The organism is Photobacterium sp. AWH4_225 (assembly GCF_056158405.1).
Genome location: NZ_JBSWTF010000004.1, coordinates 941,248 through 955,518, shown reverse-complemented (window position 1 = coordinate 955,518; position 14,271 = coordinate 941,248). Strand labels below are relative to the sequence as shown.

The window sequence follows — 14,271 nt, the reverse complement described above, 5'->3', positions numbered from 1 at the left end:
TATTTTCTCCCGAAAGTTATTAATCGAATTCTAATTCAAGGGTGTCTTCCGCCTCGTCTTCCTGCTTGGCGTTCTGACGTTGTTCAATAGGTTTTTTCAATGCGTTGACCATTAGGGCGGTGGTGAGGGCACCGGCTGCTATCCCGACGATGTAGAACAGGCGTCCGTCTACAACAGGCAGGACAATCAGGCCACCCCATGGGGCGTGGTTGAGGACGTTGAACATGAAGCCGACAACGTTACCGACCATACCGCCAACGACGATAGAAGGAAGGACGCGCATTGGGTCAGCAGCTGCAAATGGGATAGCCCCTTCAGTGATACCGATACAGCCCATGATACCAGCGGCTTTACCGGCTTCACGTTCTTCGTCGGTGTAGCGTTTTGGTGAAAGCAAGGTAGCTAGGAACATACCCAAAGGTGGGACACAGATAGCGATACCGACGCCGCCCATCAACCATGGCTGGGTGCCGACCTGGGTTTGGGCGAACAAGGTTGCTACTTTGTTGATAGGGCCACCCATATCGAAGGCCGTCATGCCACCAAGTACCATGCCCAAGAAGGCTTTAGATGCACCGGCCATGCCCTGTAGCCACAGGTTCATGCTTTCCATTGCCATCGCAATAGGTGTACCGATCACCCAGATCACCAAGCCCGAGACAATAAAGGTACCGCCAATAGGCAAGATGAAGTAAGTCGAAATGGCTTTTAGCTTATTAGATAACGGAATACGTTTGAGTTGTAGAACAACATAGCCAGCAATGAAGCCAACCACGATTGCACCAAGGAAACCTGCCTGTACCTGATTGGCAAGGTAGGCCCCAATCATACCCGGGGCCAGCGCCGGACGATCGGCTATTGAGTAGGCAATGTAGCCACCAAGTACAGGAACGAACAGGGTGAAACCTGCGATACCCATATCCCACAAGCCTTCTAGGAATACGCCTTCCGGTACCGCGCCTTTACCTCCGAGCATGACAGACAAGGCAAGTAATACCCCGCCAGCAACAACAAAGGGGAGCATGTGGCTGGTACCCGTCAATAAGTGTCTTTTTAACACCGACAGTTGGCTTTTCATTTCGAATTACTCCATGTTTTTATGGTTTATTTTTTCAGTTGACTCTGCGGTCAACGAAATAGGGTTGAGCTATGTTCTAAGACAGAGAACTGTCTGGATGGCTGTAATTATGGGACGGGCTGCGGTACGAAACTATTGGATAAATAGGCCATTAGCTGGACTTTTGTATCCTGCGAAATGAGATGTGATTTAGCTCTCAGCCTTATAGTGAAGGAGATCACTAAATGGCTTCAGGGGCAGGAATATTGGATGAACAAAGGTATTAAAAGTCCAGTTGGCGTATGAAAATCCAGTCGGCCACCGGGATAATGAATAGAGCGATGAGAGACCGCAGTTAAAAAAGCGGTAAATTGCCGTTTTTTTATCAGGTTTCTTTGTTGTTGGTGGATATATAAGCACTTGAATCTTTGGTGGGTTTACAAGGTCAATAGTACCGATTAATATACGTCGCACTTACGGAGAGATGGCTGAGTGGTTGAAAGCACCGGTCTTGAAAACCGGCATACGTTTGTAGCGTATCTAGGGTTCAAATCCCTATCTCTCCGCCACATTCGAAGGGCTCGCAGAAATGCGAGCCCTTTTCGCGTTTTAGCCTTCGGAAAACGCTGGGTCCTGGGAAGAAAGGGTTCTAGGACCTAGGAAAAGAGCTTGAATAAGCTGTATGATTTTAGAGCATACTTGCCGAACCCCGAACCCCGAACCCCGAACCCCGAACCCCGAACCCCGAACCCCGAACCCCGAACCCCGAACCCCGAACCCCGAACCCCGAACCCCGAACCCCGAACCCCGAACCCCGAACCCCGAACCCCGAACCCCGAACCCCCATTACCTAACCCCCTATTTTGTAACAAAAAGCTTGCTAGCCATGGTGGCGGAATCAAGCTTTTGTCATTATGCGTTAAATATAGGTTTGTCGGTCCAGTCAGCTTATCTGACGTGAAATGACCTATGCATTTTGCTGCTACTTACCAACAATGCGTAGCTTTACTTGGTATAACGAAATAGGTTTCCCTTTGAATGTAAATAGCCGCTCAGTAGCGCTACCGCTGTCGCCTCCCAGTATGTTTACCTTGATGATGCTGACTGGACTATCGGCCATGTCGATCAGTATTTTCTTGCCCTCGCTGCCGCAGATGGCGGAGTATTTCAATGTGGAATACAGTGTGATGCAGTTTGCGGTGTCCGGTTACATAGCTATGAATGCCGTGGTGCAGTTCTTCATCGGGCCTTTGTCCGATAGGTTCGGACGGCGCACTATGATGCTGTGGTCATGTGCGGTGTTTTTGCTCGCGACCTTGGGTTGCCTGCTGACCTTGAATGCTTATTTGTTCCTTTTCTACCGTACGGTTCAGGCTGTCATCGTCAGTGCAGGTGTCATCGCCCGTGCAGTTGTCCGTGATATTGCCGATGAGCATGAGTCAGCCAGCATGATTGGCTATATCATGATGGGCATGTCGATGGTTCCCATGGTAGCTCCAACCGTGGGAGGTTTTTGGGGCGAATGGCTAGGCTGGCAATCTAGCTTTGTGTTAATGCTGGTTGCAGGCCTAGCGATAACAGCGCTGGCTTTCTGGGATATGGGGGAGACCGCACCACAGAGCCATAGCTCTTTGGCCGCACAAATCAAAAACTATCCAAGTATTTTGCAGGACTCCCGGTTTTGGGCTTATTGCCTGATCACCATGTTTGCTAACGGCAGTTTTTTCATTTTCCTCTCCGGCGGTCCATTGGTTGGCTCTGTCGTATTTGGTCTGTCCCCGTCGGAATTTGGGCTCTACTTTGCCATTACACCATTAGGTTATCTGGTGGGTAATTACCTATCGGGTCGTTTTTCAAAACGCTTAGGGATGCAAAAAATGATTGCTGCCGGTATCGCTTTATCGCTAGTTGGCCTGATAGCTATTTTGGTACTTGGTTTTCTCCAATTAAGTACAGAAGTCATTTTCTTTGGCCTTATGGCGTTGGTTGGCCTAGGGAATGGTTTAATCCTTCCTAATGCTACGGTGGGGATGCTAATGGTCAAGCCAGAGCTGGTGGGTTCGGCCTCTGGTCTCGGCGCGGCAATTATGACTGGAGGTGGGGCTGTCTTATCTGTCGGTGCGGGGTTCGCGGTTTACGAGGGGGCTGGGGTCATACCAATCACCGGGTTGATGACAGCAACCTTTGCCCTCGTTATTGTACTCTTTGGCTGGAGCCAGAAACTATCATCGGTATCTAAATAACAAAACCCGCCGTCAGGCGGGTTTTGATTATCATGTCACTGTTCTTGGGTTGTGTAGCGACTCTTTATTGCGTCACAACTTCTTGTTTAGCCTCAACGCTTTTACCTGCCTGCTTCTTTTCGAAGCGCGAGATCCACCACCATGCAATGGCTGAGAATACCGCAGTCATGAACACGTTGATGAAGAATGCGCGGACAAGGTTAACGCCTGTTGGGAAGGCCGATGCCGTCATGCTCACCACGAAGATAACGATAAGTACCGATACAATCGCCATACCAACATTGCGCGAGCCCATACGGAAATCACGTGGGGTGTCATCGTACTTCCAGCGGAACACGAAGTAGGCGGCCATGATGAAGATCGGCGGTAGCATTGCGGTACCAGCTGTTAGGTTAATAGCTTGGTTCATCATGTCCTGTACCGACTCAGAGCCAAAACCGTTAACGACTAGCATTACAACAACGAAAGCGAACTGCCACCAAGCTGCGCGAACCGGTACACCGTGCTCGTTAAGCTCTGTGGTTTTTTCACCGTAAACGCCTTTTGGAATTTCAGAGAAGTGGATTTTCACCGGGGCGGCTGTCCACATCATCATTGATCCAAACATTGCGATAAACAGGATAATACCGACAAAGCGGCCAACCAGTGCTTGTGAGATCTCGAAGTAGTTCGCCATACCGGTAAAGATTTCAACCATACCACCGGCATAAGTCAAATCTTCGCGGGCGACGAAGACGTTAACCAGCAGTGATCCGACAGCGTACATTGCACCAATCAGAATACCAGCGGCAATAATGACTTTAATAAAGGCTTTTTGGCCGCCTTTCACATCTTTCAGGTAAGCTGCCGCTGTTTCAGCACCACCGGCTGCCTGGAAGATCCAACACATGATACCCAAGGTTGCCCAGTTGATGGTTGGGGTCATCGCTTCCATAGTGATCGGTTGGGCAGGGGTGTAGTCACCGCCATTTAGCGCCATCAATGCACCAAGGACATAGATCCCGAATAGGGCAAACACACCATAAGCAACGATTTCAGAGATCTTACCCAACCAAGTTGCCCCTTTGGTCGAGATGTGGGTCGCAGCTGCAAATAAAACGATAGAGATCAGCGAGGTGACCATTGGTGAGAAGGTGTATTCGTACCCCAACATCGCGTAGGACGCATAGGCGATAACGTTCGGTAGTAGCGAGACGAACCAGAACAGGTTAACGAACCAGTAAAGGAAAGAGCCAAGGTAAGCTGCTTTGGTGCCTAGTGGTTGTTTCAGCCAGTCGTACATGCCTGATTCGGAGTTCTTATTGGCCGAGACAAATTCGGCAATAATGAACACGAAAGGGATAAAGTAGACCACGGTTGCTAGCAGGAATATTGGAGCGGAGCTTAAGCCCAGCTCGATGTTGTTGTTCACGATGTTGCGTACGTTAAAGACGGCAGCAAACGTCATTGATAGCAAAGCAAACTTGCCAATTGTGCCGCGTAAGGATTCAGACATTGTGTCCTCCGTTGAATCACGTCAAGTATAGAGTTAATCGTTATCAAGCGTGTTGTTATATGAGGGTTTGGGTACACCAAACCCTCTTGTCGTTATCTATTTACTTATTGAGGAAGTAGCCATCTTCGATGGTTACTTTCAGTACGACCTTGCGCACCCGGTTGTCACCGCGGAAGCGGTAGGCTTTGCTGTTGTCGAAAATGGCCACTTGGCCTTCGTACAACTCGCGGGTCTCACCTTCGCCTTGCAGGTATTCGCGGTCGGTTTCGTCGCGGTAGGCTTCCACTACCTCAAGTGCCGCTTTATCGGCGAACTCGACGGTTTCACGGCCTTCCAGGTAGTAATGCACGTCGAAGTAACGGCGGTTGCCTTCGAAGGTCTCGGTGTTGCGGGCAATACCGTCTTCAACCATGTAAACCAGCGAATCACCGATGGAGTGCATCACGCCATCTTTGATATGGGCGATATTCTCAATCGCCTCTACGCAGCGGTTCCATTTACGGCCATCGCGGTACACCACTTTGAATTGCTCTAGGCTCTCTAGCACGATCATGATTGTCGCCTCGTTTACTGGTTGTTTGAGTCTGTGTTTGAGGTAGCGGTGAAGAAGCGGTTGCCGAAGTCATGGCTAGCCATGGCTTGTGCGCTGCAGTCTCCCGCTTGTAATGGCATCAAGGTGAGGCCGTAGCGGAACTCATCCATGTAGACCCGGTAAGAATCGAGGACTTCACTACCCCAAGAGTTGGAGCCGAGGCCCATCACTTTGTGGTCAAGGTTCAGGGTGATGAAGCCACTCTTAGCCAGTTCAATAGTGTGCTGGGCTTGGTGCAGGTTCTGGTTGGTGTAGAACCACGCACTGAAGTTGATTTCCTGCTGTGGTTTCACCAGCAGGCCAGCACCGTGACGGTTAGTCAGTGCTGCCCAGCGAACGTGCTGGCGGTTACCGTTGTTTTGCGGGAACGGGTAGTTCTCGAACATGTCGTCAACAGTGCTCTGGTAGATATCAATCAGGTTGGCCTGTTTGCTGTCCTGGTAGTTCTCTTCCGGGCCGCGGCCGTAGTATTTCACTTGGTCGAAGTCGCCGTTGATCCCCAAGTCCAAGCCGATAACCGGAATCACATGCGGGTAATCACCGTAACGCTCGCCGCTCAGTTCAATGTTGAGCTGCCCTTCCGCGTTGATTTGGTAGCGGTACTCACAGCGCATACCGAAATCAAACACTGGCGGTGCAATGATGCTGGTGGTCGTGATTTCAACAGAGTTGCTGCTGCTAACCACGTCGATAGTGCGGAAGTGTTCCTGCATAATTTGCAGGTGGGCTGGCTCCCATAGTCCTTCGTGCTCTTGCTTGTGGTTGTCGATCATTGGCTTGAAGAAATTCAGCTTAGGCTCTGACTTGATGAGCTCCTCGCCGTTGACAACCCACGAGGTCAACTTGCCGTTGATTTTCGAGAAGTTCAGCGCAAAGTTATTGCCGGTGATCACTGTGCTTAGGCGGCTTTCTTCCACCATCAGCGGCGTGGCATTGTGATTGACGAAGCGCACCTCGTTCACCGTGCTTTCTTTAATCTGGTACTGGTAAACCGCAATTTCGTGGTTGGCCGCGCTGTATAGGGTGCGGCTGTCTTTGCGTACTGTGAAGTTGATGAACACCTCACGCTCGTCCAGTTCAGGGAGGGCAATCGTGACTTCACGGCCAGAGTTGGCAGCAAGATCGTCAACCTTGAACTGCACGGTGCGCAGGGTCTCACCTTCGGCACGGACATCTGCAGTGATGGTGTAGTCGTTTAGATCAGAGAACCACAGTTTGTTCTCGATAAGGAATTTGCCAGCCTGCTCGTCGATGGCACGGATCTTCACTGGCGCAATGACTTGCTTGTACTCTTTAAGGCCAGGGCCTGGGGTTTGATCTGGGTAGATCAGGCCGTCCATACAGAAGTTGTAGTTGTTTGGGTAATCGCCGTAGTCACCGCCGTACTTGTAGAACTCGGTGCCGTTTTCATCACGGGCCAAAATGCCGTGGTCGCACCATTCCCAGACGTAATGCCCTTGGATGTGATCGTGCTGGTAGAACACGTTCTGGTACTCGGTCAGGCCGCCCGGACCGTTACCCATGGCGTGGGCATACTCACAGATGATGCGTGGCTTCTCGTGTGGATGCTCGCCGAAGTAATTCATTAGCTGGGCACGGGAGTACATCGTCGAAATTACATCGACCACTTCTGCATCGCGGTCTTCTTCGTAGTGCACCAAGCGGGTGTCATCAATCGCTTTGGTGGCGTCATACATAGAGCGGATATTGCAGCCGTAGCCGGACTCGTTACCCAGTGACCACATGATGATAGAAGGGTGGTTCTTCTGAGCGTGAACATGGCGCACTGCGCGGTCAACAAAAACGGTTTCCCATTCAGCATCGTCGGTGATGCGGCTCAGGTCGCCAACATTGGCAAAGCCGTGGGTTTCAACATCGGTCTCAGCCATAACGAACAGGCCGTAGATATCACACAGTTCGTAGAAGCGCGGATCGTTAGGGTAGTGCGCGGTACGAACCGAGTTGATGTTGTGCTGTTTCATCAGGATCAGATCTTTTTCGATCCGATCCATACCTACGGCACGGCCTTTGAGGTGGTCGTTGTCGTGGCGGTTGACGCCGTGCAGCATAACGTATTGGTTATTGATGTAGAACAGGCCGTCGCGCACTTTGATATCACGGAAGCCGACACGCTGTGGAATGATTTCCAGGGTGTTGCCCAGGTTATCTTTAAGCGTTAGGACTAGCTGGTACAGGTAAGGGTTTTCCGCTGTCCAGTGGGTAGGGCTATCCAGCTCAATAGTAAACTGGGTTTGTGACTGTTCCTGTGAATTGGCATCGATAGTCAGGTGCGTGCATGCACCATCTGCAATGATCTGGCCCTTGTCATAAAGCGCGTATTCCAAGGCAAAACCAGATGCCTGAGTGTCAGACAGGTTTTCTAGATCGACAGCGCAAGAGAGTGTTGCTTGCTGGTAGTTATCTGCAAAATCGGTGCGAACCGTGAAGTCCTGGACGTGAACTTGCTCTTTACCGACAAGGTAAACATCGCGGAAGATACCGGCGGTCCACCACATATCCTGATCTTCAATGTAGGTGGAGTCTGCCCACTGCATCACACGGACAGAAAGCAGGTTGTCGCCTTGCTGGACATACTGGCTGATATCGAACTCAGCCGTCAGGCGGCTGCCTTTGCTAAAGCCGACGTACTCGCCGTTGACATAGACCTCGAAGTAAGTCTCAACACCATCGAACTTGATGATGGTCTGCTTGTCTTGCCAGTTGGAACCAAGCGTGAAGGTACGCTGGTAGGCACCGGTTGGGTTATCTGTTGGAACGAACGGGACATCGATAGGGAAAGGGAAGCCCTCGTCGGTGTATTGCAGATCGCCATGGCCTTCCATCTGCCACATGTTAGGGACAGTGATATGGTCCCAGTCAGCCATTGGCTGCGAGTAAAACTCTTCAGGAACCAAGAGTGGATGGTTGAAGTATTGGAACTGCCACTGACCGCTGAGCAACATGAAGTTGCTGCTAAGCTCACGCTGGAAAGTCTGTGCGCTGGTTAAGGAGTGGTACGAGAAGAAGTATGCACGAGGTGCAAGACGGTTCTCATGTAGGTGAAGGAAGTTTTCCCAATTGTTCACGAAATGCCTCCGGTTCAATACCGATGTATTTTTCTGCCATGACCAGAACGTTGGTCAGGTAACTTGCAAATCAGTTTAGTAAAAGTTTTACTAAATGAAATCGGTAAAATTTGGATGCTTTAACTCGATCACGATTTTTACTATTGATCTGCTCAATAATGTGATGGTGATTAAGAATTTCAGGGAGAGGGAATTTTACTGAGTCAAGAGGCGAGGTGGTGGCCTGTGCTTATTGGTGGGATTTGAGCGTTGGTTCTGATAGCAGGTAATAAAAAAGCGCTGTATATCAGCGCCTTATATTGCAATCGACAGTTAAGCGAAAGCCTTGTGTTACTTCGTGGTATCCCGCAGCTTGAGCTGGCTGGGTACATAGACTTGCAGCGGTAGCGTTCTGCCGTCGCGTATTTTCTCAACCAGCAAGTTAACCCCTTGAATGCCCATCATTTCTGAGTGAATACGAACCGTAGACAATGACGGAAAGGTAAACTTGGCAGTTGGAATATCATTAACACTGATTAGGGCGAGATCTTCAGGGATTTTCAGGCCATGTTCGTGGATCGCACGCAATACGCCAATGGCAATAGAGTCAGACGCAACAAACAAGGCTGATGGGTAATCGCCGGTCGCCAGCATTTCTTTAGCTAGCTTATAGCCTGATGAGCTGGTGAACTCGCCGCGGTAGATATCTTTGCTGGATACCACCCCTTTAAGTTGGCCGTATTCCGTAAAAGCTTCTTCGCGAATATCAGCGACTTCCGGTAAATCCTGGCCGCCGATAAAACCAATGCGTTGGTAGCCCTGAGCAATGAAGAAGTCGGTGATTTCCTTGCTGACCCTTGCCAAGTCAATATCAACAGAATCATATGACGAGTGGGTATCACTGAAATCAACAAAGCAAATGTTGTCTGAAAGGCTTTTTACTTTATCAAGGACATTCGAGCTGTTGCGACCGACTAGAATGATGCCGCTAACTTTACTGTTTTTATCAGCAATTTCACCGTTATAACAGTTGGTTAGTTCTATGCCTAGCTTACTACACTGGGTCTCGATGCCATAGCGTATAGAGAGGTAGTAAGGGTCGTTAACTTCGGCTTCCTGCTTGTAGTTGTACACAGCCATGAAGTGCTGTTGTTGCTTTTTGCTGGTCGCCAACGCTTTGGTGTTGCTGGTTTTGTATTCCAGCTTTTCAGCGATTTCGAGAATTCGATGTTTGGTTTCTTCTTTGACGCTTAGTGTCGGGTCGTCGTTGAGAACTCTTGAAACCGTCGCCAGAGATACGCCCGCTTCAGTCGCGATATCTTTCAGTGTCGCCATTTACTTGTATCCATTGGCAAGGCTCACTCACCGTGAGCGGTCTATCAATCGTGTTATTGTAATCAAACTCTACTATGAAGTTCTACGTTTTACTAAAATCATTTCGAATAAACCGTCTCCGCATACGGTTGGCTTGATGTGACTCTGCACGTATCGCTCACAAAAACAACATGGCCACTTGCCATCTTCTTCGCTTCTGGTAAGTTAAATGAGTTTTAGTAAATTTTACCTCGAAAGGAAATGCACAATGGAAACCATCGCTTATTCAGATTTCGCAAAGCTAGAGATCCGTACTGGTAAGATCATTGAAGTCGCTCGTCACCAAAATGCCGACAAGCTGTATATTGTCCAAATCGATGTGGGTGAACGTACTCTTCAGACCGTGACCAGTTTGGTGCCTTACTACACAGAAGAAGAGTTGATGGGTAAGCAGGTGGTGGTATTGTGCAATCTGGCCAAAGCCAAGATGCGTGGTGAAACGTCTGAGTGTATGCTGCTTTGTGCTGAAACTGATGACGAGTCGGAAAGTGTATTGCTGACCCCTGAACGCGCGATGCCTGCTGGGGTGAAGATCGTTTAGTAGCGTTGTTCAGAAAAGAGCTTCTGCAAAATAGATAAAACAAAGCCTCGTCATTGACGAGGCTTTGTTGGTTTCAAATCAGTGTTACTTGCTGATTTTCTGCATTGTGCTGGTCGAGGCGATATTGCCTGATGTTGTCATCTTGGTGCGGATCAACAAGCCCTCATCCCAATCTGTGCCGGCAGGTTGGTATTCCCACTTCACGAAGAATTGGTCGTTGATGTTACAAGCATCACCCGGGTTGTAATCATCTACATCACAGAAGCGCACAACGGTGTTTAGTTCAGTTAATGTGGCCTGAGACTCACGACCTGCTTGGTTGAACCACCAGTAGTCGATATCTGCCAGTTCAGCATAAGTGTGTGGCTCTTCGCCAATATCTTCTGCCACACCGTCTTCACATTCGGTTCCAGAAAGCAGTGCGCCAGTTTCACCGAATACAAGCTTCATTGTAGCGACTTCGCCATTGTCACAGGTTTGCTTATCTTCCCAAGTGCCTTTGAAATCAACGTAGCGCTCTTCACCTGCTTTATCGACTTCATACCAGAAAGATACGCTCTCTGTTTGGCGATATGGATGACAGGAGGTCATATCTTGGTCACAGCCTTCACCGTCAAGCTGGGTTTTCTTCATGATCTCGGTATACACGCCAGTCACTGGGTCATAAGAGCCAGATGCAGTCTCAAATTGCCAGAATTCGTTGCCTTCATCTCTATCTTCCTCATCAGCGTCATTAACTAATTTCTCAGCGCTGTAGTGGTTCAGCTCTTTGATGGTTGAAGCTGTAAGTGGCATTAGTGTGCGGCCTTCGATTTCAGCCCATGGCATGTCGGAATCTTTTTCATCCGCTTCATAAGGATTGAGCAGGTTGTATGCAAACCTGCTGGTAAGTCGGAATTTATCGTCGGTATGGGCTGGTTGATCGCTACATGTGTTGCCGTCTCTATCGTATTCAAAATCTCCACCTTCGGAGATACATGTTAAATACTCTGAAGCAGCATTATTAGAGAAAGTGGTGTCATTAGAGCCTTCGAGGATGACTAGGTTTGCTTGTGTTAGCTGCAAGTCCATGAATGACATGCCGCGAGTTTGGTGGAACAACTCGTTTTCAAGCATCTTGTCTGCGTGGACGTAGGTGTAATTATTTCTTGTTTCGTACTGGGTGACGCTGATATTGCGAACAAACTTGCCGTTTTTCTCGCTAAACGGGTTTTTATCGTTAGAACCGCGATCCATTGAACCGAATGCATCTTCCATGTGAGCTAATGCTTCTTCTTCATCGGCAATGTCACTTTCGTCCAAGCCTAAGAAATCAAGGAAGTCCAAGACAGTTGTACGAGAATCCAAGTTGATAAAACCGATCTCTTCGAGTGTTGCTGCATCTGGTGATTTCAGTACATCAGGGATAGAGATTAAGTCGTTACCCGACGTACCAAAGTGGTTGTCGATTGACTGCAGCAAAATTGCCAGGTTAAGTGCACGGTTGTATTTACCAGCAGCTTCGAAAGGCGTTAGAACATCTCTTGCTGATGCTGCACCCACTTTCAGGCCGTTTTTACCGCCAATGTAGAAAGTGATGGTATCAGTAGATGTGGCATCAAACTCACCATCTACACCTGTTAGGCCACTTTTACCTGAACTTGTTGTGTAGTACATGCCTTCCACAGCGGCATCAATAAAACGGCCGGAAATGTCAGTTTCACCACCGCCACCACCACCATTTGATGAGCTACTTGAATTACAACCTGCCAAAATAACGGCCATTGATGCGGCTAATAGACTTAACTTTTTCACATTATTCCCTTTTGAATGATATAGAGTTATTTGCTGCAAGCGATATTTTGCATATCACTGTTTTTATTAAATATTTTTGTGGGAGTGTATATGAAACCAGATAAGTTGGAAGAGGAGGTGAGGTGAATAATTTATTTCAATAACAAAGGGTTAAGGGAAGCAAAAAAAAACATGCACGAAAAATTGTGATAAGAAATATTGATGCTGGTTAAGTGTTGCTGGTAGTTATACTGATGATATCGATTACTTCGCTTATTAATCCGGATAAAATGTTGATGTAGCTGTTAAGTGCTTGTGTTTTAATGCTATTCAGCTTCGATTAAGAAATTTTTGGAACTGTGATCTCAATTAACAAATGTTGACTATGTTACATCTATTGCATGTGCAACGTTGTTTGTGTTTTTCAAGTCATTTTGCAGAGAAAAAGCCATTCTCTTTTTCTTAGCCATTAAAAGAAGAGCCTATTTTGGATTCCATTGTTCAGCTGATTGAAAAGGACATGCTTCGGTTTAGGGCGCTGCAATGCGCGCGCCAATTGAACCTACCACAATGCTATTTGGCGGCAGGATTTGTCCGCAATCTCGTCTGGGATCACCTTCATGGCTACAGCGAGCCAACGCCGCTCAATGATGTGGATGTGGTCTACTTCGATCCAGTTGAAAACGAACCCAACCAATACCAGGTTTATGAGCGGCAACTGACGCAAATGCTACCGCTATTCAACTGGCAGGTGCGCAATCAAGCCTTGATGCACCTTCGCAATGGTGACAGCCCTTATTGTGGTACTTTGGATGCCATGAGTTATTGGCCAGAGAAAGAAACTGCTGTGGGTGTCCGACTTAACAGCCAAGGTGAGTATGAGTTCATTGCTGCCTTTGGTTTTGAATCCTTGTTTGCGTTGAAACTCACCCCTAATCCTAAGCGGCCACTTTCACTGTTCAACGAGCGGGTCAATGGCAAGAACTGGTTACAGCATTGGCCAAAACTGAAAGTGAAATCGCAGACCTGTTGAGTTCCCGGTGGTGGGGCCAAGCTCGAGGCAAAAAAATCCCCTCGACTGACAGGAGCAGTGAGGGGAGGCAAATCTAATTAGGCAGTTAGAACAACCTTACCGATAGCTTGTTTTGACTCCAAGCGCTGGTGGCCTTTTGTTACTTCCCAAATACTGTAATGGCTTTCATCAAGAAGTGGTTTGATCTGCCCCTCATCGACCATCTTGGCGATATGGGTAAGGATTTCACCGTGTGCTTTACGGTTGATGCCATAGACTAATGGGATCGGCATCAACACACTGTGGAAGCTCAGCCCTTTTAAAGCAACTTGCAGCGGATCGCTGATTGGCAAAATTGTTGCGACTTTACCGTTGTAACGGGCAGCCTTGAAGCTGTTCTGGATATGATCTCCGGCAATGGTGTCGAAGATGGCATCGAAGCCCTGCCCGCCAGTTAACTGCTGGGTGTATTCTTCCACTGATTGCTGCTCGGCGTTGATCACGTGGTCAGCACCCAATGTGTTTGCCGTCTCGAGGCTTCTCTCAAGCGATGTAGTAGCAACGGTTGCGCCCAGCACTTTTGCCAATTGTACAGCGATGTGCCCGACACCGCCGGTTGCACCGTGGATCAATACATTGTCACCAGGCTTGATATGCATTTTGCTAACCAGGGCTTCCCAGGCTGTGATGGAGACCAATGGCAGTGCTGCTGCTTCGCGCATGGAAAGTGATGTAGGCTTGTGGGCCATCAAATCGGCATCAACCAGCATGTACTCGGCAAGTGCACCGTCAGTACCGGCAATACCGCCAGCACAACCGTAGACTTCATCACCGACATTGAATTGTTCCACGCCTTCACCAACCTCGACGATTACCCCAGCAACATCACCATGCAAGATCTCCGGCAAGTTGGCTGACCATGGGGTTTCTGCTGAGCGGAGCATGGTATCTAGCGGGTTAACACTGGTTGCCTTTACTTCGACTACCAAATGGCCTTTTTTAGCCTGTGGCTTATCACGCTCTACCTGTTGGAATACGCTGGCATCGCCCAGTGAGTTAATAATCATCGCTTTCATTGTTTTACCCTCGTTTACTAAAGCGAGGCCATAATAATAATTG

Annotated in this window: 10 protein-coding genes and 1 tRNA gene; 4 read left to right on the top strand and 7 right to left on the bottom strand. The window is 48.7% G+C overall.

The window, feature by feature from the left end:
• Positions 1–19: 19 nt before the first annotated feature.
• On the bottom strand, positions 20–1,078 hold the full coding sequence (locus tag ACXAD4_RS21550; RefSeq protein ID WP_475244006.1) for a PTS fructose transporter subunit EIIC: 1,059 nt from the start codon (positions 1,076–1,078) through the stop codon (positions 20–22).
• Between the two features lie 457 nt (positions 1,079–1,535).
• Here ACXAD4_RS21550 and ACXAD4_RS21545 point away from each other — a divergent pair.
• Positions 1,536–1,626: transfer RNA gene (locus ACXAD4_RS21545), tRNA-Ser, on the top strand.
• Positions 1,627–2,019: 393 nt separating this feature from the next.
• On the top strand, positions 2,020–3,300 hold the full coding sequence (locus ACXAD4_RS21540) for a multidrug effflux MFS transporter (protein ID WP_475244005.1): 1,281 nt from the start codon (positions 2,020–2,022) through the stop codon (positions 3,298–3,300).
• A 64-nt stretch (positions 3,301–3,364) separates the two neighbouring features.
• Here ACXAD4_RS21540 and ACXAD4_RS21535 read toward each other — a convergent pair whose 3' ends face one another.
• From ACXAD4_RS21535 to ebgR, 4 genes are all read right to left on the bottom strand, one after another.
• Positions 3,365–4,795 carry an amino acid permease gene (locus ACXAD4_RS21535; RefSeq protein WP_475244004.1) on the bottom strand — a complete coding sequence of 477 codons (1,431 nt, stop codon included), beginning with the start codon at positions 4,793–4,795 and terminating at the stop codon, positions 3,365–3,367.
• Between the two features lie 100 nt (positions 4,796–4,895).
• A complete protein-coding gene (locus ACXAD4_RS21530; protein ID WP_475244003.1) occupies positions 4,896–5,348 on the bottom strand; it encodes a beta-galactosidase subunit beta in 453 nt (150 codons plus the stop codon).
• 14 nt (positions 5,349–5,362) lie between these two features.
• The gene (gene ebgA / locus ACXAD4_RS21525; RefSeq protein WP_475244002.1) at positions 5,363–8,473 is read right to left on the bottom strand and encodes a beta-galactosidase subunit alpha; all 3,111 of its coding nucleotides are present in this window, start codon (positions 8,471–8,473) and stop codon (positions 5,363–5,365) included.
• A gap of 330 nt (positions 8,474–8,803) precedes the next feature.
• The gene (ebgR, locus tag ACXAD4_RS21520) at positions 8,804–9,787 is read right to left on the bottom strand and encodes a transcriptional regulator EbgR (RefSeq protein ID WP_475244000.1); all 984 of its coding nucleotides are present in this window, start codon (positions 9,785–9,787) and stop codon (positions 8,804–8,806) included.
• Between the two features lie 247 nt (positions 9,788–10,034).
• Between ebgR and ACXAD4_RS21515 the strand changes: the two genes are divergently transcribed.
• Complete coding sequence (locus tag ACXAD4_RS21515; RefSeq protein WP_044620558.1) at positions 10,035–10,367, top strand: tRNA-binding protein; 333 nt, start codon at positions 10,035–10,037, stop codon at positions 10,365–10,367.
• Positions 10,368–10,451: 84 nt separating this feature from the next.
• Here the strand turns inward: ACXAD4_RS21515 and ACXAD4_RS21510 are convergent, their stop codons facing one another.
• A complete protein-coding gene (locus ACXAD4_RS21510) occupies positions 10,452–12,161 on the bottom strand; it encodes a hypothetical protein (protein WP_475243998.1) in 1,710 nt (569 codons plus the stop codon).
• Between the two features lie 466 nt (positions 12,162–12,627).
• On the opposite strand from ACXAD4_RS21510, the gene ACXAD4_RS21505 reads away from it, so the two are divergent.
• Positions 12,628–13,173, top strand: a complete 546-nt coding sequence (locus ACXAD4_RS21505; protein ID WP_475243997.1) for a nucleotidyltransferase family protein — start codon at positions 12,628–12,630, stop codon at positions 13,171–13,173.
• Between the two features lie 77 nt (positions 13,174–13,250).
• On the opposite strand, the gene ACXAD4_RS21500 is transcribed toward ACXAD4_RS21505, so the two are convergent.
• Positions 13,251–14,228 (bottom strand): zinc-dependent alcohol dehydrogenase family protein, encoded by a 978-nt coding sequence (locus tag ACXAD4_RS21500; protein WP_475243996.1) that lies wholly within the window; start codon positions 14,226–14,228, stop codon positions 13,251–13,253.
• Positions 14,229–14,271: the final 43 nt, after the last annotated feature.